Raw genomic sequence first — 24,284 nt, forward strand, 5'->3', positions numbered from 1 at the left:
TGGGGAAGTGAAGGTCACCTTCGGCTGATGACGACGCGGCCGATGGCGACCTCGGTGTGAATGATGAGTCGTTGAAGTGGTGCGGGCAGCGTGGCCGTCATGGCGGACGCGAAGGCGGAGTCGTGTTCCCACATGGCCTGCTGGGCGCAGCCGGTGGCGACGCAGAGCCCGTAGAGGACGCAGTCCCGTACGGCGGGCGGCTTGCGCCGCTGGATGGCGAGGTTGAGACGCGCGAGCGGCCAGACGGCCGTGTTCGTGTCCGTCGGCGCCGGCTGCTGAGATTTCAGCAGCCGCTTCGCGGGCGGGCTGAGCAGCTTCGCGGCGATCATTTTGGACTGGACGTCGGCGTAGACCGTGCGCGAGAGGAAGAGCAGCCAGGTGTCCAGCGGGTGGTCCGGCTCCGCGTCGACGTGGTCGATCACGTTCTGGGCCAGTGGGTCGCCGACGGCGCCGCGGCCGGTCGCGTACAGGCGGTCCCGGCCCGACTCGAGGTCGACGGCCACACGTTCGGCCAGCAGCAACTCGGCGATGACGGCACCGGCCAGCCCCAGGCTCGCCAGGCGCGGATGTAGCCGTGCATGACCTGTCACGCCGTCGTGCATGACGAAGTACAGATCGTCGGCGAGCGACGGGCCAGAAAGATCACCTTCAGCCACGATCGGCGATGATATAGGCGTTTTGTTTAATCTGTCATCGACGAGTGCGTATGGGCGGCTAACGGAATAACCGAACTTTGGGCGGCTGGCCATGGTTATGTGGCGGAACGCGCCTTTTAGGCTTCTGCTTTACCCAGAGTTTTCATCGAACCGAAAGCCCGGGCGGCCGAAGGGCCGGCATGCGGGGGAGTCGCGGCAGGGGCTTCGAGCCCTGGGATCGGGCCGTGGCCTCACCCGGCTGCGCGGTCAGAGGTGAATGAGGGTGCAGGTCACGCCCGACACCGGGAGCCGCTGCCCCGTGGACAGGCCGCACGCGCCGGCCGGTGAAGGCGCCTTCGACCCCTCCTGAACGAGTGCGGCGCCGACGACCACCCACGTCGCACCGGCGGCCCGGGGAATCTCGATGCTGAAGGTGTACGTCAGGTTCCCCAGCGCGTCCGGTCCCGCGTACGTGCGGAACCTGGTGTCCACGCGTGTCGGCGCCATCTCCCTGTCGAGGAGTTGCGCGGCGATCTCATAGCGCTCCCGCGAGGACAGTCCGCTGGCGCTGACCGTGGCGGTCATCGAGACGGCCGACTCGCCGGAGGCCCGCGTGGTGGTTGTGATCGTCGGGCGGGCCGTGGTGCGCAGCACCGTCGCGGTCAGGACGACCAGGCCGAGCACCGCGGACCCGAAGACGTACAGGGCGCCCACGGTCAGCACCGGTCCCACCGGCCACTGCGGATGGCGCCCCGCCACCACGGCGAGCGCGACCGCGGACAGGGCGATGGCGGCCAGGAACGCCACCCATCCGGTCGAGCCGGACGGGGATCGGCCGGCGTTGTCCACGAACGACCAGCCGATGATTGCCCACATCCAGACGACGAGCCCGGTCGCCGCGACGAGACCGGCGCGCAGCATCCGGGGATGTCCGGCGAAGGTCCGCTCGCGGGGAACGAACGCCGAGACGAGGCCGACGAGCACGCCCGCGCCCGCGATGACCGTGGCCGTGAGGGTGGCCTCGGTGATGTTGCGCAGCAGGGCGGTGGCCACCCCGGCGGTGACGCCCGACACGCCCAGCACACCGGCCGCGACCGTCACGCTCCCGGCCACGACGTTCATCAGCTGGCCGTATCCGTGCTCGGCGAGACCTGAGCCGGCTTCCCTGGCCGGGCGCCTGTCCGGGCGCCTCGGGGGGAACACCCCGTCCGAGGTGCCCTTCCTGGTCACACATCGTGATCGCGGGCGGCGGCCGGTGCGTTACCCGTGTTTCGCGGGCGCATGGCTGCCTGCCGAGGCGCGGCGGCCGGACGGACGCATGCGGCTACGCGGCCGGCTGCTGCGAGATCCGCACCATGTTGCCCGAGGGGTCGCGGAACGCGCAGTCGCGCGGACCCCAGGGCTGGTCGATGGGCTCCTGCAGCACCTCGGCGCCGGAGGCCCGGACCTTCTCGAAGGTCACGTCGAGGTCGTCGGTACGGAAGACGATCATCGGCATGACGCCCTTGGTGAGGAGCTCCTGCAGGGCGTCGCCGTCGGCCTGCGACCGGCCGGCGTGCGGCTCGGAGAGCACGAGCTCAAGGCCCGGCTGGGTCGGGCTGCCGAGGGTGACCCAGCGGAATTCGCCGGACGCGACGTCGTTGCGCAGCTCAAGGCCGAGCGCGTCGCGGTAGAAGGCGAGCGCCTCGTCCACGTCGTTGACAGTGATGTGACAGTACTGAAGTGCGATGGTCATGCGGGCAACGCTAGGCGGCGGCCTCGCGTTCCGCTTCTCGAATTCTGCTCCGCAGGTCTCTGACCGGCCGGGTGTTCACCTTCGCCACGCAGGAGGGCATCGCCGTCACCGCGCCGTGTTCCCGCGCCCGGTACGCGCTCGGCGTCTCGCCCACAAGCTCGCTGAACCGCGAGCTGAACGAGCCGAGCGAGGTACAGCCGACCGCCATGCACGCGTCGGTCACGCTCATCCCCGCGCGCAGCATCGCCATCGCCCGCTCGATCCGGCGGGTCATGAGGTAGCGGTACGGAGTCTCGCCGTAGGCCGCCCGGAACTGCCGCGAGAAGTGCGCCGGAGACATGAGCGCGCGGCGGGCCATCGTCGGCACGTCGAGCGGGCGTGCGTATTCCCTGTCGATCAAATCCCGCGCCCGGCGCAGGTGCGCGAGGTTGGCGAGCTCTTCCGGAGTCATGCGGAGAGGCTATACCCGCCGGCCGACAAGATCGCCTCTGACCTGCGACGATGTGGTCGTCCAGGCTCCGGGCGACGGCGGCCGGGGGAGGCCTCACCGACGGGGCGAGGTGGTCCGGCGGGCCGTGCCGTGCTCCGTCTCGTGACCGCTCTCGCGGTCTGTCTTCTCGAACAGCGCCGCCGCCCGGGCAGCGGTGGCCATGGCGCGGCGCCCCGTGCTGAACAGCGCGAGGACGCCGACACCGGCGCCGAGCCCGAGCACCAGCCACCACACGCCGTGTTCCGCCCCCATGGAGGCCGCTCCACCGCGGGCCAGGGCCGGTCCCACGATCGTTCCCGCGATCGCGACTCCCAGGGTGGTCCCGGTCTGCCGGCCGGTGGAGGCCAGCGAAGCGGCCACCCCGGCCATCGAGCGCGGCATCCCGGAGACCGCCGTATTGGTGATGGGCGGGTTCACGGTGCCGAGGAAGACGCCGAACGGCAGGAAGGTGGCGAGCACCCACGGCAGCGGGGTGCTCGCGCCGATCCACAGCGACGCGGCGCCGCCCAGTGCCAGTGCGGCCCCGGAGACCAGCAGGGGGAGCGCGGGCCCCCGTGCCGCGGCCAGCCGGCCGGCGCGTGGGGAGAGCATCATGACCGGCAGCCCGACCGGGAGCATGCACAGCCCGGCCGTCAACGCCGACATTCCGCGCACGTCCTGCAGATACTGGGTGGAGACGAACAGGAACGCGCTGAACCCGCACAGGGCGAAGAGCGCCGTCATGATCGCACCGCTGAACGGCACACTGCGGAAGAGACGCAGTTCGAGCAGCGGGTCGGCGCGGCGCGGTTCGTAGCCCAGGATGCCCATGAGGCCGAGCGCGGCCACGGCGAGCAGGCCGACGATGACCGGTGAACTCCAGCCCAGCCCCTTGGACTCGATGATCGCGTAGACGACGCTGCCCAGCACCAGGATCACCAGGATCTGGCCCACCGGGTCGGGCCGGCGCGCCCGTGCGGCGCGAGACTCGGGCACGAACAGCGCGGTGCCCACGATCGCGGCGGCCACGATCGGCACGTTGACCCAGAAGACGGAGCGCCAGCCGAAGCCGTCGACCAGAGCGCCGCCGAGGATGGGGCCCAGCGCCAGCGACAGACCGGACATCGAGCCGAACACGCCGATGGCCCTGCCCCGCTCGACCGGATCGGGAAACGTTGTGGCGATGATGGCCATCGCCACCGGGTTGAGCATCGTGCCGCCGACGGCCTGCGCCATCCGCGCTGCGATCAGCCAGCCGATGCCCGGCGCCAGCGCGCACAGCGTCGAGCCGAGCCCGAACGCGGCCAGGCCGACCTGGAATACCCGCCGGCGGCCGACCCGGTCGGCCGTCGATCCGGCCAGCACCAGGAAACTCGCCAGCACGAGGGTGTACGCGTCGACCGTCCACTGCAGGCCGGACTCCGAGGCACGCAGGTCACGGCGGATCGCGGGGAGCGCGACGTTGACGATGGAGACGTCCATCACCACGACGACGATGCTGGCGCAGCAGATGGCGAGCACCAGGAGGCGGCGGCGCCGGCTCAGCTCGGGCATGCGGCTCCGTTCGGTGGACCGCCGGAGTCTTCGGCGGCACGGTTGCGGGGACTGACTCGACGCTAGGATTTAGAGCGTGCTCGAAGTCAATCCGCAGCCGGAATCCGGACCCGCTCCCTCCGATCAGCGGGCGGGCGTGAGCATCGCCGAGGCCGCCCGCCGCACCGGGGTCAGCGTCCACACCCTCCGCTACTACGAACGTGCCGGGCTGGTCGCCATGCCCGTCGGCCGCACCGCCGGCGGCCGGCGGCGCTACCACCAGATCGACCTCGAGTGGATCGTCCTGTGCACGAGACTGCGCGCCACCGGCATGCCCATCAAGACCATCCGCCGCTATGCCCAGCTCGTCTCCGCCGGGTACGGCAACGAGCAGGAACGGCTCGCGCTTCTGGAGGCCCACCGCGCCGAGGTGGCTGCCAGGCTCGCCGAAGTGCGTGAGAATCTCAGGCTGATCGATCGCAAGATCGATGTCTATCGGGGCCGCCTCGACGCCGATACGGCTGTGGGCGCCGGGCCGGATGCTGAGTGAGCGGGATTCCTGATCCGGCTTTCTCTATGCCTCAGGGCCGGTGGCACGGCAGCAGGCATCGCCGCCTGTGGCGGTGGCGCTCCTGCCGAGGGTGCCGGCGTCGGCCTTGACGACGTAGACCTCCCAGGGTTCGCCGCCCGGGCCGTGCACCCAGACCTTGTCCTGCAGGGCGTAGCAGCAGGAGATGTCGTTCTCCTCGAAGGTGGCCAGGCCGGACTCCTTCAGGCGCTCGGCGGCGGCGGTGACCTCCTCGCCGGAGGCGACCTCGACTCCGAGGTGGTCCATCCGGGTCTCCTGCCCTGCCTCGCCTTCGATGAGGACGAGCTTGAGCGGCGGCTCGGCGATGGCGAAGTTGGCGTAGCCGGGGCGGCGCTTGGCGGGCTCCGTGCCGAACAGCGTGGAGTAGAACGCGATCGAGCCTTCCAGGTCGGCGACGCGCAGAGCGAGCTGCACACGGGGCATGGGCTCTCCTCCTTGATCGCAAGCAGCGGGCGGCGACGCTACCCCCGGGCTGGATGGCCTTCTGACCAACCGCCATCCGCGGATTGCCGCCTTCATTAGATAAGTGTCAACTTAGAGCTATGTCGAAACAAATGCTGCCAATCGTTGACACGGGCGTGGCGGTATCTGGTGGGGCGTCCGGTACGTCCGGTGGGGATGCCGTCCGCCCCTGGTGTGGGAGGCGATGCCGGTCCGGCGCGGTGCCGGTTCAGATGAGGATGAGGCCGAGAAGCCAGGCGACGCCTGCCGCGAAGGCGGGCGTGATCGTCCAGCCGATGAGGAAGTCGCGCAGAGTCTTGAACTTGATGCGGTCGAGTTGCAGCCCGGCCGACCCCGCGATGGCCCCCGCCGACACCTGCGTCGTGGACATGGGCAGACCGGCCTGTGCGCCGAACCCGACGAGCACGGCCGTGGTCACGTTGGCCCGCAGGCCCTCGGTGTGGCTCATCTTGACGACGTCTTCCCCGAGCCGCCTGGCGACGCGCATGCCGACCGCCAGGGCGCCGGCGGCCATGGAGAAGGCCACGATGAACAGGATTCCGTTGGTCGACATCCCCGCGGGGACCAGCGCGAACGACCCGACCGCGACAAGTTTGGGCGTGTCGTTGAGCCCGCGGGCGAAGCTGGTGGCGCCGCTGGAGATCCAGTGGGCGGCGGTGACGACCCGGCCCGAGGCGGTCCCGTCGGAAGCGTCGGCCGGGGCCTCGTGCGGGGCCCGCGCGGTCGCGGCCTCGGCGGACAGGCCACCGGAGCCGACGGGGACGGGGGCCGGGCTGCTCCGGCGAGCGCGGGTGAAGAAGCCCGCGACAAGGGCCAGGGCCATCGACAGCAGGTAAGCCACGAAGATCGAGGCGATCAGCGGATAGACGACCTTGGCCGGTAGGGCGCCCCATTTGACGGCGCCTGGAGCGAGCTGGATGCCCGCGCCGACCAGGGCGCCGACCAGGGCGTGCGTCGTCGAGACGGGCAGGCTCAGCCAGGTGGCCAGGGCGACCCACAGGCCGGTCGCGGCCAGCACGGCGATCGCGAAGCCGTCGGTCGGCTTGGCGGCGACGATTCCGGAAGAGAACAGAGCGGTCATATTGCCGGCGATGACCAGGGAGACGAGGCATCCGGCCAGCGTGGTGACGGTTCCCCAGATGACGGCGGTCCGGTAGGCGGTGGCGCCGGCTCCGGCGAGGGTGGCGACTCCTTTGGAGACGTCGTTTCCGCCGTTCGCGGCCGACAGGGCGATGAGCAGGGCGACAAAGACGACAAGCAGCATCAGAGGCTTCCTTGTCCCTCAGGGCAGTGCGATCTGACCGTGCGGGTGTGCGAACAGACGTCAGGAACGCCTGCGCGCTGGTCCACGAGTCGAGAAAGGCCCAGGCGGTCGGCGACGTCGGTGTCGTTGTTCGCGATCAGGGCGCCGGTGCGGGGGGGTGCCGGGGGTGCGCGAACGCGCGGATGTGACACCCATCCTCCGTCAGGCTGGAGCTCCACCAGGGGTTCACGCGCAGTTTCCCCCACGTTCACTTATCGGTCAATGTCAATATTGAAGCGCATCGATATTTCGTGCGCGGGCATAGGGCATACTCGAAGCATGAGCACGTCAGAATGCTGCGACGGAGCAGAGGCCCCTGACTGCGCTGGCTCGGTTACCGGCGTCGTCACTCTGGACGAGGTCGCCGCCGTCAAGCTCGCGACCGCCCTCAAGGTCCTGGCCGACCCCGTCCGTCTCCGGCTTCTGGAGTTGCTGGCCACGTCCCCCGGCGGCGAGGTCTGCGCCTGCGACCTGGTCGAACCGCTCGGCCGGAGCCAGCCGACCATCAGCCACCACCTGAAGGTGCTCCGCGAGGCGGAGCTGATCAACTCCGAACGCCGCGGCACCTGGATCTGGTACTCGGTCAATCGCGACGCGGTCCGCCAGGCCGTGGCCGCGCTCCAGACGGTGACCGGCCTCCATCCGGCCCTCGCCTGATTCCCCCCGGCTAGACGTCCAGCGAGGCGATCAGCTTCTCCACGCGTACCCGGATCTCGTCACGGATCAGGCGTACGGCCTCGATGCCCTGCCCGGCGGGATCGTCGAGCCGCCAGTCCTCGTAGCGGGTGCCGGGGAAGACCGGGCAGACGTCGCCGCAGCCCATCGTGATCGCGACATCGGAGACCTCGACCGCGTCCGCGGTGAGGATCTTCGGCCGCTGGTCGCCGATGTCGATGCCGACCTCCGCCATCGCCGCGACCGCCGCCGGGTTCACCGCGTGGCCGGGCGCCGAGCCGGCGGAGCGGACCTCGATCCGGTCGCCGGCCAGGTGGCGCAGCCATCCCGCCGCCATCTGCGACCGTCCGGCATTGTGGACGCACACGAACAACACGCTGGGCTTGCCACTCATCCGGGTCCCCTTCAAACTGTGCTCATTCGTTCACCAATATCGATCTGTTCATATATAGATACACATAAATATGCTCATGTCCATGAGCATCGAGCGTCGTGGATTTCTGCAGGGCACCTTACTTAGCGGCACCGCCCTCATCGCCGGCGGTGTCGTGCCCCAGTCCGCCTCCGCGGAGCCGGATGAGCCCCAGCTCATCGATTTCACCGAAGGGTCCGCCGCGTTGGACCCTGACAAGGTCGTCCGCTCGGCCTGCCAGTTCTGCAACTCGCTGTGCGGCCTGGACGTCGGCGTGAAGGCCGGTCGCGTCATCGACGTCCGCGGCTTCGCCGACGACCCCGTCCAGGACGGCAAGATCTGCGTCAAGGGCCCGATGATGGTCCAGCTCTCCTACAACCCGCTGCGTCTCACCACTCCTCTTGTCCGTACGGGCGGGGCCAAGGGCTCTCCCGAATCGACGTTCAAGGAGGCCACGTGGGACGAGGCGCTCGACGTCATCGCCAAGAAGTGGCTCCAGCTGCGTGACGCCGGTGAGGCCCGGTCGATCGCCAACCGCACCACCGGACGCCTTCCGCGCGGCACGGGGTCGCTCGCCGCCCGGCTCTTCGCGCTGCTCGGCAGCCCCAACAACACCGATGTCGGACCGGTCTGCAACGACGCCGGCGGCAACGCGCTGGCCGCGACCTTCGGCATGGGCAACTTCACCAACGGCTACGGCCGTGACGGCGCGACCGGCAAAGAGGATCTGGGCAGCGCCGAATATCTGCTGTTCCTGGGCACCAACCAGGCCGAGACCCACCCGGTCACCTTCGACTACCTGCTGCGCGGCCGGGCCAGGACCAAGGCCAGGCTCGTCGTCGTCGACCCGCGCCGTACGGCCACCGGCGCCAGGGCCGACGAGTGGATCGCGCCCAAACCGCACACCGACTTCGCCTTCGCGCTCGGCATGTTGTCCCACGTCATCACCGGCGGCCTGTACGACAAGGCGTTCGTCGGCCGCTGGGTCCTCGGCTTCGACGAGCTGCGCGACCACCTCGCCGGGCACGGCTACACCCCGGAATGGGCGGCGAAGATCTGCGACATCCCGGCCGGGACGATCCGCCGCGTGGCCGAGGAATACGCCCGCGCCAAACCGGCCGCCATCTTCTGCAACGCCGGCATCTCCCACCAGCTCGGCGCCTTCGACACCTACCGCGTGCTGGCCTTCCTCACCGCCGTGACCGGCAACATCGGCAGGCTCGGCGGCGGCGCGAACTTCATGCACAACACCTGGCCGGGCGACCTGCACCTGCCGGCGCTGACGGTCACCACGCCGGAGCGCGGAACGGCGCTGCCCGTCGGCCCCGACCACTTCGCCGGCTCCATCCTGCACGGCAGGCCGTACAGGTTGCGGGCCGTGATGACCGAGGGCAACCCGCTGCTCTCCTCGGCCAACACCGCCCAGGTCAGGCAGGCGTACGAACAACTGGAGTTCTACGTCTACACCGGCCTGTTCATGGAGGAGGCGGCCTACTACGCCGACGTCATCCTGCCCGTGACCGGCGGACTGGAGATCGACGGCGTCTACATGCGCCGCGACGACCGCGCGATCCGCTGGCAGGAACGGGCACTCGAACCGGTCGGACAATCGCGCCCCGACTGGCACATCTGGATCGACCTGGCACACGCGCTCGGCCGCAACGACACCCGGAAGCCCGCCTCCTACTGGACCGACGCCTTCCCGCTGACCTGGAAGGACTACTCGAACCTCTGGGCCGAGTTCGTGAAGCTCACCCCCGCGATGGGCGGCATGACCGAACGCCGCATGAGAGCCCGCCGCGAACCGCTGCGCTGGCCGTGCCCGTCCGAGCGCCATCCGGGCGTCAGCGCCCTCTACCTCGACCATCCATCCTGGTACGAGGTGACCGCCGCCCTGGGAGCCAAGGGCCGGCGGTTCCTGACCCCCAGCGGCAAGGTCGAAATCCACACACCCGAACTGGACGCCCGGCTGAAGACCGCCGGGCACAGCGCGCTGCCCGTCTTCTACACCCATCCCGAGGTGACCGGTGCCCATCCGACCATCGCCTACCAGGACGCCTACGTCGCAAATCCGATCAATCCCGGTGCCGTGACACAGCGGGTCACGGTAGGCGTCCCGGGGAACGGCGCGGTTCACCGTCAGTATCCGCTGATGGGGATGACCGGGCGGCCCAGCGTGGTCCACTTCGCGAGCGTCACCCACTGGACGTACACCGGCGAGCAGCAGAACGGCGTCCGGCTGATCCAGATCCACCCCAGCACGGCGAAGAAGTACGGCATCGGCGACGGCGACGACATCGTGATCGAGAGCCCGCGCGGCTCGGCCGGCGGTACGGCGCTGCTGTGGGAGGGCATCAGGACCGACACCGTCTTCCTGCCCAACACCTTCGGCCCGGCCCAGCGCGTGGGCGACATCTTCGGCGGCCCCCGCTACGAACCGGCCAACATGCTCGTGGACGACCAGTTCTATGACAACCTGTCCGGCCAGCAGGCGTACAAGTGCTTCGCCTGCCGGATCCGGAAGGCCTGACTCACATGCGGTACACCGGCTGCGGATAGCCGGGCTGGAACGACGTGGCCGCCTGGGCGGCGGAGCGGGTCCGGGCGGCCGTGTCGGCCGTCCGGATCGCCGCTTCGAGCGCGGCGTCCATCTCCTCGGGCGGGCAGGCGACCCGGGCGTTGACGATGACCCTCGCTCGCTCGATCGGCGTCCCGACGCGGGTGTCGGTGGTCGGCTCCGCCCCGGCCTGGGTCAGGCTGAGCTTGGCCATCCGGTCGCCGCTTTCCACGGTGAGTTTCGCGTGGCCGATGACGATCTGCCGGCCGGCTGCCCAGCGGGACAGCTCCCGCAGGACCGCGGCACCCCATTCGTCGGGGTCGAAGCCGTCGCCGGTGAGCTCGACCTCCTGGTTGAGCCAGGCGAGCTCGGCTTCCGCCGCCGCGTAACGGTCGTAGTCGACCCGCATGCGGTGGTCGCGATTGCCGGCCTTCTCCGTCCAGGCGGCGACCAGGCCGGTGAGGTTCTCCCCGGTTGCCGCAGAGTACGCGACGACCTCGGCCTTCGGGTATCGCTCCGCCAGATCTCCCCGGACCGCGTCGGCGTCGCGGATCATGTCGACCTTGTTGAGGGCTATCACGTCGGCCTCTTCGAGTTGCCGCTTGAACAGGTACGACAGGTCGGACTCGTGCGCCGATCGGGTGAAGGCCCGCAGCCGGAACGGATCGACCACGGTCGTCAGCGGGGCCACCGTCAGCGCCCGGCCGTAGTGGTGTTCGAGCGGCCGGACGACCGTCGACTGCAGGTCGGTGCAGCTTCCGACCGCTTCGGCGATGATCGTGTCGGCGCCGTCGTCGACCAGCTTGACGACGATGGCGGCCAGATCCTCGAAACGGCAGCAGAAGCAGCCGCCCGTCACCTCGGAAACGTCGCCGAGCGCGCTGCGGGCGAGCTTGGTGTCCACCAGGTCGACGCCCTGATCATTGGTGATGACGGACACCTTGCGGCCGGTGGCCTCGATCGCGGCGGCCGCGGCGATCATCGTGGTTGTCTTGCCTGCGCCCAGGAATCCGCCGAGCGGAATGAAAGTGATCAAGGTTCACCTATCCGTTCGAGCAGCAGCCGCCGCCGGCCTCGGCGGCGAACAACGGAAGTGTCCGGGAGGGCGTCACGGCGTCGGTCTCGTCGATCTCGGGCGTGGGACGGGACGCCTCGTAGATCCGCCGCCGGGCCTCGCCGGTCGCGTGCAGCCACTCGACCGCGTCGGGCCGGAGTTCCTCGTCCAGGACCAGCAGCGACGTCGTGATCTCCCGCGAGTGGCTGCCCCGCAGCGCCTTCGCGCGGTGCGAACCGGCACCGAACGCGACGACGCGCAGCCCTTCGGCGTACCCGTCCCTGATCGCGGTCACGAACGTGACCGGGAAGTAGACGCCGCTGCGTTCGCCCAGGGCGGCGTCGTCGGTGCCCGACCATTTCACGTACAGCTTGCGGCCTTTGCGTACGGCGACCGAGGCCGAGACGATGACGCCGTCACGGATTCCGGCGTATGCCCGTACGGTCACACCCGCGTCGATCAGCCCTTGGATCAGCACGTCGATCCGGGTGGTGGGGGTCCCGTGCTTCCGCTGCGTCCTCGTGATGAGTTCGGCGATGCGGGTCAGCTGCGGGCTGATCATCTCGCCGTCGAACCGCCTGATCTCCACACCGAGTTCGTCCGCGCGCTGGGCGTCCTCGCGCAGGCGGTAACGCGTCTTCTTGGGGAGCGCGGCCAGGTGAGCGTCCCAGCTCTCCTGATTGAGTGGAACGTAGTCCTCGACCGCCCAGAACGCCCGCCCGGCGCCGTGCCCGTCCAGCGCCTCGACCAGCGACCCGGACCCCGGCCCTTCGGCGATCCATGGCGCGACCACGCTCCGCGCCCCGGCGGCCCGTGCTTCGGCCACCACGGCGTCGATCATCGTCTTCGCCAGCGCCGGCGTCCAGAAGTTGAAGGCGATCTCCGTCCGGTACGCCTCCGGAGACCCCAGCACCAGCGCCGGGAACACGTCGGCGTCGTGCCCGAGGTACGAACGCGGATCGAGATCGGCGTCTCCGGAATCGCCCACGAGGTAACCGGGGAGCACGGCGACCTCGCCCGTGCCGCGGGTGGCGACGGTGTGGAACGGGATGAGTTCAGGAGCCGCCTTCTGCTGCGCCGCCAGCCAGGCCGGGCCCAGGAAGGGCGAGGCGTCGGTGAGGTCACGCAGTTCGTCGGACCAGCTCAGGTCCGGAAGATCGGACCTGGTGCGTACGGTGATGCCGGGGGTGCCGCCCATGGGGGTCTCCTGAATTCAGCACTTGATGCAGCAACGGCCCTTGCCCGCGCCCTCGGCGCTCGCCCGGCGCTCGGCCCACAGGTTCTCCACCCGGGGATCGGCGTGCCGCCAGTCGACGTAGAAGCCGCGGTCGATCGTCTCGACGTCCGCCATCCACGGGGAGGCGAGCAACGGCGAGCCCTTGAAGAGGAGCAGGCGGGTCTGGAGCGCGGTCGGGTCGGTGACCCGGGCCAGGTCGGTCTCGTCGAGGAAGTCCTCGAAGCCGAGCAGTTCGTCGTACTCGATCCAGGGGGTGAACGGGATGAAGGTCGGCTTGAGCTCGAACCCGAGCGCGCGGGCCTGGCGGATGCAGGCCTTCATGTCGGTCACGGTGATGTTCTTGTCGAAGATCCGCAGAATGCGGTCGGAGGGAAACTCCAGCGCGGAAGTCACCTGCCTGAGCCCCAGGCTGACCAGGTGTTCCAGTTCGGAGGTGTAGTCGAGGATGTGGTCGACGCGGGTGGTCATCTCGAACGTGCACGGGCCGACCTCGGCCACGATGCGTTCGGCGGCCCTGATGCCGATCGTGCGGGAGTTGAAGAACTCGGCGTCGATGAAGCAGAAGTGCCGCACCCCTTCGTCGGCCAGCGCCACGGCGTCGGCGACGACCGCGTCCACCTCGTACGGGGCGATCTGGCCGTCGTAGGCGCCGTAGACGGAGCAGTAGGTGCACTTGTGATGACAGCCGCGGGAGGCCTCGATGTTGCCCATCAGCCCGTACGGCGAGTGGTGCGCCGGATAGTGCACCAGCGACGGGAACAGGTCCCGCGCCGGCACCACCGAGATACGTTTGCGCGGCGGCTTGGGGCGCATGCCGGTCCTGGTCACGAGCGCGGCCACCTCGTTGAGCGGCAGCCGCCCCGCGGCCAGGGCGACGAGATCGCCGGCGATCCGTTCCGGTTCGTCGATCGCCACTGCGTCGGCGATGCGCAGGAAGTCACGGCGGTTGAGCTGGGCGTACTGACCGAACACGACGATCGGCGCGTCGGAGTCGACGGCGAGCCTGCCGACGATCGACAGTCCGCGTTCGAGTCCCTCGTACTGCCCGACCGAGACGAGAATCAGGTCGAAGGGCCCGACCGGCTCGGGGTCGGGGAACTGGTGGTAGTCCCAGCCGGTGACGTCGGCGCCCTCGTCACGCAGCGCCGCCGCGACACAGGCGGAGACCAGCGGCTGTAACTCCGCCTCGTACGGTGAGACGACCAGGATGCGCGGCATGAGGTCTCCTTAGAGCCAGATCGGAGCGAGGTATCCGAGGACGATGCCGCCCACCAGGAGACTCCCGATGACCAGGCCGACGACGCGTCGGCGGGCGATGAGGAGCATGCCGCCGATCGCCCCGATGCTGGTGCCCGCGCCGGTCATGAGGAAGGCGAGCGCGGGACCGGCGCCGAGACCGCCGTGCATCAGAGTCGAGACCAGCGGCAGCGACGCGTCGGTGTTCAGGTAGATCGGGATGCCCAGGATCGCGGCCAGCGGCACCGCGAACACGGAGTCGTTGCCGAGATAGTCCGTGAGGAACGAGGTCGGAATAAGCTCGATCAGCAGGTAGCCGAGAGCGGCGAACCCGAAGAAGTACAGCGCGAGCCGCTTGCTGTTCTTCCAGGTCAGCGCGCCGAACTCGTCGAGTTTCCGGTCGGCGAGCCACTGCCGGTCGACGCCGAACACGGTCTGCCCGGCGACGGCCGGGGGTTCCTCGTCTGAGGGGCCGCAGCAGCTCGACGGCGTCTCGACCATGACCGGTTCGGCGGGTCCGCAGCAACTCTCCGGTTCGGCGGGCTTCTCGGCGACCTGGAGCTCGGCCGGACCGCAGCACGAGGAGGAGGCAACGGGTGTCTCGATGACATCAAGCGCCAAGCCGGGCCGCGCCGCCGGGGTCGCGCCCACCAGGGCCTCTTCGCGGACCGTCTCCCGCATGCGTGCCTGATCCCTCAACCAGCCGGTCCGCTCGATGACGTGCGTGACGGCGCCCGCGACCAGGCCGATGACGATCGCGGCCACGTAGAACGTCGTCGAGAACGAGAACCCGAACAGGCCGGTGGCCAGCACGTACTCCTCGGGGCTGGTCAGCGGCGACGACACCATGAACGCCACCACCGGCGCCCACGGGACATGAGCGGCCATCGCGCCGAGCACCACGGCCGTGGTCCCGCAGGAGCAGAACGGCGTCACGGCGGCGACGATCACCACGCCCACGATGGCCAGGGCCACCCGCCGCCGAAGCCAGGACTGAAGCCGGTCTGCCCCTACATACACCGACAGAGCGGATGCGACCAGGACGCTCAGGAGCAGGTAGGGCCAGTTGACCGCGAACGTGTGCCACACGTCTCCGGCCACCCGTCCCAAGACGGCGAGCATGGATTCGAGCACGATCCCTCCGGGCATATCGATGGCCGTCGATATACTCAGCATCCGTTGTGATCGCGACGGAGTCAACAGAGAAGCCGGGAAGGGGCCGGGTCCCCGCCGGCGCGCCGCAAGCATTCGTGCCCGCGCGGTCGCGCGGGCTACCTGGAGACGGCGGGGACGACGTGCCGGCGGAGACGATCGCGCTGATGGCCGAGCTGACCGAGATGCTGCCGTTCGCGCTGATCGTGTCGCTGCTGGTCGCTATCTCTGCTTCGGAGTCAGGACGTGCCGGGTCCGGTCCCCGATCCAGGCAGCTTCGAGGATCGCGGTCAGGCTGGCGGTGTCGCTCGGGCCTGGATGGTTCTGGATCAAGCGGGTGACGCCACCGGCCATCTCGGCGAAACGCGGAAGGTCGGCGCGTGCCACGCCGATGTCCGCCAAGGTGGCAGGGATGCCGATGTCGGCAAGGAGCCCGTCGAGCCAGGTGAGGAACGTATCTGCGGCCTCGGCATCCGAGGCGTCGGTCACGTCGAGCCCGCACACCTTGGCGAGGATGGCCAACCGGTCGGCGATGGCGTCCCTGGCCGCGTCAAGCGCGTAGGGCAGCAGCAGCCCGACGCCCAGGCCGTGCGGTGTGTGGGTGGCTGCGCCGATGGGGTACTGGAGGGCGTGCGGAGCCGCGGTGCCTGCGTGGGCGAATGCGAGCCCGGCTAGCATGGACCCATAGGACATGTCCGCGCGCGCGTCCTTGTTGCCTCCGTCCCTGACGACATGGGGCAGACTGCGGGCGATCCGCTCCGCGGCCAGGAGCGCGTAGTGATCGGTGATCGGGTTGCGGCCGAGGAAGACCTGCTCCACCGGGTCACGCGGTCCGTGAGCCCGGGGTCGCGCGGTGTAGCTCTCCACCGCGTGACAAAACGCGTCGATGCCGGAGTGTGCAGTGACGGACGCGGGGCAGGAGTAGGTGAGCTCGGGGTCGACGATGGCGAAGTCGGGCACGATGTGGACGCTGGAGACCCCCACCTTCAGCTCGCGGTCCGGGTCGGTCAACACCGAGACGGGCGTGAGTTCGGAGCCGGTGCCTGACGTCGTCGGGACCGCGACGAGAGGAATCGTCGGCCCCGGCACCTTCGACTCGCCGTAGAAGTCGCGCGGCGTCCCACCGTGGCGCCGGATGACGCCGACGATTTTGCCGAGGTCGATCACCGTGCCACCCCCGATGGCGAGGATCACGTCGGCGTCCACCTCTGCGGCGACCGAGACGGCCAGGGCGACATCGGAGAGCGGCACGTCCGGAGTCGCGTCGGCGAACACCCCGACGGCTGCGACCTTCTCCCGCACGGCGGCCACGATCTCGGCCACGCCCGGCTGCCCCAGAAGAACCCGGTCGGTCACGACGAGGACTCGCGAGCCACACTCGGCCACCACTCGTGGGATGTTCTGCGCGACCCCTTCGCCCACTATCAGCTGGCGTGGTCCGCGGACGGTCTCAAGCATGTCAGTGCCTCTCTGGAACGTCGGCGGTGATTTGCTGGGCGGACGTCCAGGTCACCTGCGAGACCGGGACGGCGGCCGCGTCTGTGGCGCGCAGACCGGCGGAGCCGACGGCGTCCCCGGGTGCCCGCGGATTCGTGCCGACCATGGCCCGGGTCCCGCCCCACGGGTGGAGGCCGGTCAGGTCATGTGTGCACAGGGTGCGGCGATCCTCGGCGGGCACCCGGAACAGCAGGCCGGTCACGGTAGGTCGATCGCCGCGTAGGTGACGTCGAGGTATTCAAGAATGCCCTCGTGCGACCCCTCCTTGCCGATCCCGGACTGCTTCACGCCTCCGAACGGAGCCGACGGGTCCGAGATCAGACCACGGTTGATGCCGACCATCCCCGTCTCCAGCCCCTCGGTGAACCGGAGCGCCCGCTGGAGGTCACGGGTGAAGACGTATCCGACCAGGCCGTGCTCGGTGTCGTTGGCCTTCGCCATCACCTCGTCGTCGGACGTGAACGAGATGATCGGCGCCACCGGGCCGAAGATTTCCTCCTCCAGGATCGGCGCGCCTTCGGGCACGTCGACGAGGACCGTAGGCGGGTAGAAGTGCCCCGGCCCATCCGGACGCTCGCCGCCCACCAGGACACGGGCGCCGCGATCGACCGCCTCGGCGACGAGCTCGTCGATCTTGTTGACCGAGGCCTCGTCGATCAACGCCCCGACGTCCACGCCGTCGTCGAGACCATGGCCCACCGAGAGCGCGCCCATCCGCTCGGCGAAGCGCGTCGTGAACTCCTCGAGCACCGGCTCCTCGACGTAGATTCGGTTGGCCGCGATGCAGGACTCCCCGATGTTGCGCATCTTGGCCACCATGGCACCGTCGAGCGCGACGTCCAGGTCCGCGTCGGCACACACGATCAAGGCCGCGTTGCCGCCCAGTTCCATGGAGGTGCGCAGCACGTTGTCCGCCGCCTGTCGTAGCAGCACGCGCCCGACCTCGGTCGACCCGGTGAACGAGAGCTTGCGGGTCCGGCGGTCGGCCAGCAGTGCTGAGACCACCTCGCCGGAACGCTTGGTCGTCACGACGTTGACGACGCCCGGGGGAACGCCGACCTCCTCCATGATGCGGGCCAGGAGCAGCATGGTGAGTGGCGTCTGGGCTGCCGGCTTGGTGATCGTCGTGCAGCCCGCCGCCAGCGCAGGAGCGATCTTGCGGGCGCCCATGGCCAGCGGAAAGTTCCAGGGCGTCACGAAGACGCACGGTCCGACCGGCTTCGGCACGGTGAGGATGCGATATCCACCAGCGGGAGCGGTGTTGTAGCGCCCCTCGATGCGCACCGCCTCCTCGGCGAACCAACGGAAGAACTCGGCGCCGTAGGCCACCTCTCCCCGGGCCTCGGCGAGCGGCTTGCCCATCTCGAGCGTTATCAGCCGGGCGACCTCCTCGGATCGCTCGGTCAGTGCCCGGTAGGTCGCGGTCAACAACTCTGACCGCTTCCGCGGCGGGGTCGCCGCCCACTCCGCCATTGCCTGGCTCGCCGCGTCCAGAGCGGCGAGCCCGTCAACGACGCCGGCGTCCGCCACCTCGGCGATGGTCTTGCCGGTGGCCGGGTCCTCGACGGCGAAGGTGGCTCCGCCGGCGGCGTCGCGCCAGGCGTCGCCAATACGGAGCCGCCGGTGCTCGGGGGCCAGGACGTTCATCGGGTCACTCATTGCGTCGCCTCCTGTGGTGTTCTTGGTGATGTCCGGCGTGACCTCAGCGATCGCGCCACGCGCGTGGACGAACGGGTCACACGACCTCGTCGGCGTCGAGGTAGCCGAGCGGGCCGAACGTGGCGGCCTCGGCCCCGGCTGCAGGGCGATGCCCCGCGCCACCGACCGCCTTCTCGGGCCATGGCTGCTTCAGCGTCGTCAGGCCGTGCTCACCGGCGACGGTCCGCCGAGGCTCGATTTCCACGTACGGGCGCATGTTGACGTCGCCACCCTGCGGGGTTACCTCCCGGCCTCGGACAGCGCCAGCCCGGTGCCCGCATCGAACAGGTGCGCACGGTCCAGGTCGACCGTGACATGCAGCCGCTCGCCCGGCGTACCGGTGACGGTGGGTCGTGCCTTGACCTTGAGGATCTCCGTCCCCACTCGGACGTCGACCACCGTTCGGTCACCGAGCGGCTCAAGCCCGTAGAGCTCACCCGGCAACGACGCGTCCCCACGCTGCTCGACGGACAGGTCCTCTGCGCGCAGGCCCAGCAGCAGCGGACGACCGTCCTCAGCCGTGGTCCAGCGGGGCCGCGGCAGCGTCCAGCCTTCCCCGACCAGACGATCTCCCTCGGCGCGGCAGGCGAGCAGGCTGATCCGCGGGCTCCCGACGAAGCCTGCGACCCACTGGTTGGCCGGACGCTCGTACACCTCGGTCGGCGTTCCGACCTGTTGCACCTTCCCCTCCTTGAGGACCGCGACCCGGTCGGCCATGGACATGGCCTCGACCTGGTCGTTGGTCACGTAGACGAAGGTTGCCCCGAGGCTCCGATGGATGCGGGTGAGCTCGGTGCGCATCTCGACGCGGAGCTTGAGGTCGAGGTTCGTCAGCGGCTCGTCCATGAGGAACGCGCGTGGGCGACGGACCAGCGCCCGGGCCAGGGCGACACGCTGCATCTCACCGCCCGACATCTGCGCGGGACGACGCTGCAGCAGACGTTCGATGTGCAGCAGGCTCGACATCTGCTCGACGGCAGCGGCGATCTCGCTCGAAGAACAGCGGCGTGCCCGCAGCGGCGAAGCGATGTTCTCGTACGCCGTGCGTCGCGGGTAGAGGGCGTAGCTCTGGAAGACCATGGCCAGGTCGCGTGCGGCCGGAGCGTCACCGGTCGCGTCCCGCCCGTCGAGATGCACCGACCCGGCGTCAAGCTTCTCAAGTCCGGCGATCGCTCGCAGGGTCGTCGTCTTGCCTGCCCCGGAGGGCCCGAGCACGACGAAGAACGAGCCGTCCGGCACATCCAGCGTCACCCCGTCCAGGGCCTGGACCTTACCGAAGGACTTGCACAGCCCGTGCACTGCCACGGTTCCCATCAGGCCACCAGCTCTTCCGTGCTCACGTCGTAGACCGGCGGGGGGCCGCCGGTGTGCCGCAGCCCGACCGGTGCGTCAGCGGCGAAACGGACAGTCGATGGCATCCGAACCCGTACGTCGCGCTGGCCGCCGTGGTCGACGACGTAGATGATTTCGTCGCCCAGCCACTCCGCCGAGACCACGCGGGCCGGGACCGAACGTTCCGCCCCTGGTTCTGTGACTTCCAGCGCCTCCGGCCGGACGCCTGCGACCAGGCGACGGTCGCGCGGCAGGCCTGGCGGTGGCGTGAGGACCAGTCCGCTCTGACCGCGCAGCTTCCCGTCGGCCACCTCCACCTCAATCAGGTTCATCGGCGGGGAGCCGATGAATGCGGCGCAGAAAAGACTCGCCGGACGGTCGTAGACCTCCAGCGGCGTGCCGATCTGCTCGACGCGGCCCTTGTTGAGGATGGCGATTCTGTGACCGAGCGACATCGCCTCGACTTGGTCGTGGGTGACGTAGACCATCGTCGTCCCCAGCTCCCCCTGCAGGTGCTTGATCTCCGTGCGCATGTCCGCCCTCAGCTCCGCGTCCAGATTGGTGAGGGGTTCGTCCATGAGGAATGCGCGCGGTCGTCGCACCAGGGCGCGAGCAAGCGCGACGCGCTGCTGCTCCCCGCCGGACAGCCGGTTCGGTCGCCGGTCCAGGAGCGGACCGAGCCGCATCAGCCGGGCGGCCTCGTCGACCCGCTCGCGCACCTCCGCCTTGGGCAGTCCCTCGGCCCGCAGTGGGAACGCCAGGTTGTCGCGGGTTCTCAGATGCGGGTAGAGAGCGTAGAACTGGAACACCATGGCGATGTCGCGCTCGGCGGGCGGCAGGTCGTTGACCAGCGTGTCGCCGATGCGGATGTCGCCCGTCGTCTGCCTCTCCAGGCCGGCTATGGCCCGCAGCGTGGTCGTCTTGCCGCAGCCCGAAGGGCCGAGCATCACGAACAGCTCGCCGTCGCCGATGGACAGGTCGACGTGTTCAACTGCGACCGTCCCGTCCGGGTAGCGCTTGTGCAGGGCGGTCACCTCGATGCCCGCCATCAGCGTCGCACCGCCCCGAGCGTCACACCGGCGACGAGGTGCTTGCGCACCAGGTAGGCGAAGACGAGCACTGGTAGGGCGAAGACTACGGAGGCGGCGGCCACGAGACCCCAGTCCACAGTGGTTCCACCGATGAGGCCGGCGATGGCGGGTGGGGCCGTCCGCACGCTGTCACTGGAGGTGAGGAAGATGGCGAACACGAACTCGTTCCACGAGAAGATGAGTGCGAAGACCGCCGTCGCGGCGATGCCGGGCAGGAGCAGGGGAAGGGTGAATTTCCAGAACGCCTGCAGGCGGGTGTAGCCGTCGAGCATGGCGGCATCCTCGTACTCTGCGGGCACCTCGTCGACGAACCCCTTCATCATCCAGATCGTGAACGGGACGTTGAAGGCGGTGTAGATGAGGATCAGGCCGAGCTTGTTGTCGATGAGTCCGACTTGGCGGTACATGAGGAAGATCGGGATCACGACCACCACGGGCGGCATGAAGCGGGTGGACAGGATGAAGAACAGTTGGTCCTTCTTGGCCTTCACGGAGAAGCGTGAGTAGGCCCACGCCGCCGGGACCCCCAGCACGGTGGCCAGCGCCGTGGAGACCCCGGCGACCACGATGGAGTTGAGGAACGAGACGGACAAGGCCGAGCGACCGCCGCCGGAAGCGGCGAACACGTCCTTGAAATGGTCCAGAGTGACCTTGAAGCCGAAGAACTTGGCCGGGATGGCGTAGACGTCCCGGTTCTCCTTGATGGACGTCTCGATCATCCACAGCACCGGAAAGAGCATCACGACGGCCAGCACGGTCAGGAGCGCGACCTCCAGCACGGAGCGGCCCCGGCCGCCAAGGCGGCGCGCGGAGGGCGTGTGATCCCGGGCAGGACCTGTGGACACGGCCTCGTCGACGGAGACGGCCATCAGTCCTCCTTGAGCTTGTTCAAGTAGCGCAGGTAGAGCTGCGTCAGGACGATGACGACGAGGACCATGAGGATCCCGTACGCCGAGGCGGTTCCGGTGTTGAAGCCCAGGAACGCGACCTTGTAGACGTGGAACGACAACGTCTCGGTGGAGACCCCCGGGCCTCCGCTGGTGAGGATGTAGACGAGGTCGAACAGCCGGAAGGCCTCGATGGCCCGGAACAACACGGCGATGAGGAGCAGCGGCCACACCAGCGGAAGAGTGATGGTGCGGAACCGGAACCACTCGGACGCCCGGTCGATCGAGGCGGCCTCGTACAAGTACTTGGGGACCGCGGTAAGGCCCGCAAGTGCGATGAGCATGATGAACGGCGTCCATTGCCAGGTGTCGACCACGATCAGGGAAATCAACGCCGTTCGCTGCCGGGTGAGCCACTCCACCTGCCCCAGGCCGAGCGAGCCGAGCATGCTGTTGATCACGCCGAACTGCGCGTCGAGCATGAATCGCCAGAACAGCCCGACCACGACCGGCGACAGCATCATCGGAACCAGGAACAGAGTGGTCAGCAGTCCTCGCCCGTGCGTGCGCCGTGAGATCAGGTAGGCGATGGAGAAACCGAGCGCGGTCTGCAGGGCGACCGCGCCGACCACGTAGATCAACGTCGTCAGGGCCCTCAGGTGGACCTGCGCCGAAGCCAGGATGGCGGTGTAGTTCCCGAACCAGATGAAATGGGCCGGCCCCCCGCGGGTGGCCGAGTAGTCGGTGAAAGACAGGTACAGCGCCCACAGCAACGGGAACACCGACATTGCGAGCAACAGCAGCAACGCGGGGGAGATGAAGGCCACGGCGAGCCAGCGGTCGCTCAGGTGGCGGGACCGACCCGGTGCAGGCGGCGTCGCGGACGCCACCTGCCCGGGGTGGTCGGTCGTCAGAGGGACGGGGTCACTCACAGTCCGCCGCCGCCCTTGCGGCCGCTGGAGTCGAGCACGCTCTGCTGCTCCCTGGCGATGTCGTCGAGCGCGTCCTTCGGCTTCTTCGCACCGTTGAGAGCCGCGTTCACGTTGGTGTTCTCAATGTCGACGAGGCGCGCGTACTCGGGCACATTCCACATGTCCCGCATCCGCGGGACCGAGTCGGCGTACACCTGGTTGAACGGCCCGGCATTGAGGAACTCGGGCGACGCCAGGGCGTCCGTACGCGATGGCACGCCACCGGCCGCGGCCCACTTCTTCTGGATGTCAGCCCGCTCGAACCACTTCATGAAGTTCAGGGCCTCCGCCTGGTTCGCCTTGGGGGAGTAGGCCGACACGTGCATCCCCATGCCGCCGAGAGGCACCAGGTTCGTCTTGCCGCTCGGCAGGGTGGCAAAACCCAGCTTGTCGAGAATCTGCTCCCGCGTGGTGCCGAGCGTCGACTGCTTCGGGTCAAGCAGGCCGCCGCTCGCGGCGATCCAGTTGAACGCGATGCATGCCTTGCCCTGGGCGACCGCCGCGTTCACCTCGTCGATGAACCAGTTGCCGGAGCCCTTGGCGGTCAGCGGCTTCATCTTGTTGACCAGGACGTCCATCGCCTCCTGGCCCGCAGCGTCGTTGAGGACGCCCTCGATCTTGCGCGTCTTGGCGTCCCAGAGGTTGCCGCCGTAGATGCCGTTGACCGTGTTGTAGGTTACGGCCGCGGCGTCGGAGCCGTTGGCCTGGTGGAAAGCCAGCCCGCTGACGCCAGGGTGGTCCGCCTGGCACTTCTCGGCGACTGAGATCATCTCGTCCCAGGTCTGCGGTGGCTTGTCGCCGATCAGATCCTTGCGGTAGATCATCGTCCAGGTGTCGCCGAGCAGCGGCAGTCCGTACAGGCTGGCGTTTTCGTCGCGCTTCCCGGTCTCCGCCTGGGGGTACTGGCCGTAGGCCGCCAGGAGATACGGGTTGTAGGCCTTGACATCGATGTTCTTCTTGACGAAGTCGGTGATGTCGAGGATGTTGCCGTTCGTCACGGCCTCGCCGATGTGTTGCGAGTCCAGGATCGGGATGTCGAAGTCGGTCTTGTGCGCTGCGAACTGCGTGAACATCGCGTCGTGCCAGTTCGCGTTCGGCACGGTCTTGACCTTGATGGTCACGTTCGGCCGCTCCTTGGTGTACTCCGCGTTCGCGAAGGCTTCCAGCGCGTGAGCGGGGGGCCAGTCGAACCAGATGAAGCTGAGGGTCAGCGGGTCCTTGGTGAGCTCCGGGATGGTCGCCGGTGCCTTGGGGGCGCTCGAATTCGCGCTGTCGTCCTGCCCGCACGCCGCCATGGTCGTGGCAACCAACATGGCTGCCGTCGCCAGCCGCACCTTTCGACCGGGTCCTATTCGCTTGGGATACGGCATCTTCTTGCCTGCTTTCTGGGTGGGGAGCTCTGGAGCCTTACTGCGTGCTTCGCCGAGCAGTTGGTGGGGGGGTGTTCAGGCGTGTTGCCGGCTGTCGCAGGGGCTGACCCGCAGACCGGCGTCACGAGTACGCCGCGACGTAATGGGGCTTCAAGCAGTCGAGAGGTCCTTCGGCCCTTGTGCGGCCCGGCGGCGAACCGAGTAGGACATCGAGCATGCTCATAGGAGCTCCAACTGATCGAAGCGGAGCGATGGCGGACGGTTCCCCGATGGATGAAGGATGGCTGGCATCCGCCACCTTTCCTATACGATCCGAGTGGGGGCGTCAACATCCCGCAGCGTTGCGACCGATGTCAACAGGTTCCCGAAGACGTAAGAAAGGACCTCAC

Annotated in this window: 24 protein-coding genes; 3 read left to right on the forward strand and 21 right to left on the reverse strand. The window is 68.9% G+C overall.

Annotated elements, in window-relative coordinates; translation table 11 throughout:
- Positions 1-14: 14 nt before the first annotated feature.
- The 5 genes from JOL79_RS10470 to JOL79_RS10490 form a co-directional block, all read right to left on the reverse strand.
- Positions 15-656, reverse strand: a complete 642-nt coding sequence (locus tag JOL79_RS10470) for a GOLPH3/VPS74 family protein (protein ID WP_210155520.1) — start codon at positions 654-656, stop codon at positions 15-17.
- Between the two features lie 246 nt (positions 657-902).
- Positions 903-1,757, reverse strand: a complete 855-nt coding sequence (locus tag JOL79_RS10475) for a hypothetical protein (protein WP_210155521.1) — start codon at positions 1,755-1,757, stop codon at positions 903-905.
- Between the two features lie 202 nt (positions 1,758-1,959).
- The gene (locus JOL79_RS10480) at positions 1,960-2,370 is read right to left on the reverse strand and encodes a VOC family protein (protein WP_210155522.1); all 411 of its coding nucleotides are present in this window, start codon (positions 2,368-2,370) and stop codon (positions 1,960-1,962) included.
- 10 nt (positions 2,371-2,380) lie between these two features.
- On the reverse strand, positions 2,381-2,821 hold the full coding sequence (locus tag JOL79_RS10485) for a helix-turn-helix transcriptional regulator (RefSeq protein ID WP_210155523.1): 441 nt from the start codon (positions 2,819-2,821) through the stop codon (positions 2,381-2,383).
- 93 nt (positions 2,822-2,914) lie between these two features.
- On the reverse strand, positions 2,915-4,393 hold the full coding sequence (locus tag JOL79_RS10490) for an MFS transporter (protein ID WP_210155524.1): 1,479 nt from the start codon (positions 4,391-4,393) through the stop codon (positions 2,915-2,917).
- Positions 4,394-4,469: 76 nt separating this feature from the next.
- Here JOL79_RS10490 and JOL79_RS34960 point away from each other — a divergent pair, with 76 nt between their 5' ends.
- Entirely contained in the window at positions 4,470-4,922 is a 453-nt protein-coding gene (locus JOL79_RS34960; RefSeq protein ID WP_307848469.1) for a MerR family transcriptional regulator, read from the forward strand.
- A 24-nt stretch (positions 4,923-4,946) separates the two neighbouring features.
- On the opposite strand, the gene JOL79_RS10500 is transcribed toward JOL79_RS34960, so the two are convergent.
- Positions 4,947-5,384, reverse strand: coding sequence for an ArsI/CadI family heavy metal resistance metalloenzyme (locus tag JOL79_RS10500; RefSeq protein ID WP_210155525.1), 438 nt, complete (start codon positions 5,382-5,384; stop codon positions 4,947-4,949).
- 247 nt (positions 5,385-5,631) lie between these two features.
- Positions 5,632-6,687 carry an inorganic phosphate transporter gene (locus JOL79_RS10505; protein WP_210155526.1) on the reverse strand — a complete coding sequence of 352 codons (1,056 nt, stop codon included), beginning with the start codon at positions 6,685-6,687 and terminating at the stop codon, positions 5,632-5,634.
- Positions 6,688-7,005: 318 nt separating this feature from the next.
- Here JOL79_RS10505 and JOL79_RS10510 point away from each other — a divergent pair, with 318 nt between their 5' ends.
- Complete coding sequence (locus JOL79_RS10510; protein ID WP_210155527.1) at positions 7,006-7,383, forward strand: ArsR/SmtB family transcription factor; 378 nt, start codon at positions 7,006-7,008, stop codon at positions 7,381-7,383.
- Positions 7,384-7,393: 10 nt separating this feature from the next.
- Here JOL79_RS10510 and JOL79_RS10515 read toward each other — a convergent pair whose 3' ends face one another.
- Positions 7,394-7,795, reverse strand: coding sequence for an arsenate reductase ArsC (locus JOL79_RS10515; protein WP_210155528.1), 402 nt, complete (start codon positions 7,793-7,795; stop codon positions 7,394-7,396).
- Positions 7,796-7,877: 82 nt separating this feature from the next.
- Between JOL79_RS10515 and JOL79_RS10520 the strand changes: the two genes are divergently transcribed.
- A complete protein-coding gene (locus JOL79_RS10520) occupies positions 7,878-10,343 on the forward strand; it encodes a molybdopterin-containing oxidoreductase family protein (protein WP_210155529.1) in 2,466 nt (821 codons plus the stop codon).
- A gap of 1 nt (position 10,344) precedes the next feature.
- Here JOL79_RS10520 and JOL79_RS10525 read toward each other — a convergent pair whose 3' ends face one another.
- The 13 genes from JOL79_RS10525 to JOL79_RS10585 form a co-directional block, all read right to left on the reverse strand.
- Positions 10,345-11,406 carry a GTP-binding protein gene (locus tag JOL79_RS10525; RefSeq protein WP_210155530.1) on the reverse strand — a complete coding sequence of 354 codons (1,062 nt, stop codon included), beginning with the start codon at positions 11,404-11,406 and terminating at the stop codon, positions 10,345-10,347.
- Positions 11,407-11,413: 7 nt separating this feature from the next.
- Positions 11,414-12,622 (reverse strand): GNAT family N-acetyltransferase, encoded by a 1,209-nt coding sequence (locus JOL79_RS10530; RefSeq protein WP_210155531.1) that lies wholly within the window; start codon positions 12,620-12,622, stop codon positions 11,414-11,416.
- Positions 12,623-12,637: 15 nt separating this feature from the next.
- The gene (locus tag JOL79_RS10535) at positions 12,638-13,879 is read right to left on the reverse strand and encodes a radical SAM protein (RefSeq protein ID WP_210155532.1); all 1,242 of its coding nucleotides are present in this window, start codon (positions 13,877-13,879) and stop codon (positions 12,638-12,640) included.
- Between the two features lie 9 nt (positions 13,880-13,888).
- Positions 13,889-15,031: a permease gene (locus JOL79_RS10540; protein WP_210155533.1), complete on the reverse strand. Its 1,143-nt coding sequence runs from the start codon at positions 15,029-15,031 to the stop codon at positions 13,889-13,891.
- A 240-nt stretch (positions 15,032-15,271) separates the two neighbouring features.
- Positions 15,272-16,507, reverse strand: coding sequence for an iron-containing alcohol dehydrogenase (locus tag JOL79_RS10545; protein ID WP_210155534.1), 1,236 nt, complete (start codon positions 16,505-16,507; stop codon positions 15,272-15,274).
- Position 16,508: 1 nt separating this feature from the next.
- On the reverse strand, positions 16,509-16,748 hold the full coding sequence (locus JOL79_RS10550; RefSeq protein ID WP_210155535.1) for a hypothetical protein: 240 nt from the start codon (positions 16,746-16,748) through the stop codon (positions 16,509-16,511).
- Positions 16,745-18,205: an NAD-dependent succinate-semialdehyde dehydrogenase gene (locus tag JOL79_RS10555; protein WP_210155536.1), complete on the reverse strand. Its 1,461-nt coding sequence runs from the start codon at positions 18,203-18,205 to the stop codon at positions 16,745-16,747. The genes JOL79_RS10550 and JOL79_RS10555 overlap by 4 nt, the downstream gene beginning before the upstream one ends.
- A gap of 76 nt (positions 18,206-18,281) precedes the next feature.
- On the reverse strand, positions 18,282-18,449 hold the full coding sequence (locus JOL79_RS10560; protein WP_210155537.1) for a hypothetical protein: 168 nt from the start codon (positions 18,447-18,449) through the stop codon (positions 18,282-18,284).
- Positions 18,450-18,484: 35 nt separating this feature from the next.
- Positions 18,485-19,558, reverse strand: a complete 1,074-nt coding sequence (locus JOL79_RS10565; protein WP_210155538.1) for an ABC transporter ATP-binding protein — start codon at positions 19,556-19,558, stop codon at positions 18,485-18,487.
- The gene (locus tag JOL79_RS10570; protein WP_210155539.1) at positions 19,558-20,625 is read right to left on the reverse strand and encodes an ABC transporter ATP-binding protein; all 1,068 of its coding nucleotides are present in this window, start codon (positions 20,623-20,625) and stop codon (positions 19,558-19,560) included. Before JOL79_RS10570 ends, JOL79_RS10565 begins: the two co-directional genes overlap by 1 nt.
- Complete coding sequence (locus JOL79_RS10575; protein ID WP_210155540.1) at positions 20,625-21,536, reverse strand: carbohydrate ABC transporter permease; 912 nt, start codon at positions 21,534-21,536, stop codon at positions 20,625-20,627. Before JOL79_RS10575 ends, JOL79_RS10570 begins: the two co-directional genes overlap by 1 nt.
- Positions 21,536-22,486: a carbohydrate ABC transporter permease gene (locus tag JOL79_RS10580; protein ID WP_210155541.1), complete on the reverse strand. Its 951-nt coding sequence runs from the start codon at positions 22,484-22,486 to the stop codon at positions 21,536-21,538. The genes JOL79_RS10575 and JOL79_RS10580 overlap by 1 nt, the downstream gene beginning before the upstream one ends.
- Positions 22,483-23,838: an extracellular solute-binding protein gene (locus tag JOL79_RS10585; RefSeq protein ID WP_210155542.1), complete on the reverse strand. Its 1,356-nt coding sequence runs from the start codon at positions 23,836-23,838 to the stop codon at positions 22,483-22,485. Before JOL79_RS10585 ends, JOL79_RS10580 begins: the two co-directional genes overlap by 4 nt.
- Between the last annotated feature and the right edge of the window lie 446 nt (positions 23,839-24,284).

The organism is Microbispora oryzae (genome assembly GCF_017896165.1).
Taxonomy (GTDB): Bacteria; Actinomycetota; Actinomycetes; order Streptosporangiales; family Streptosporangiaceae; genus Microbispora; species Microbispora oryzae.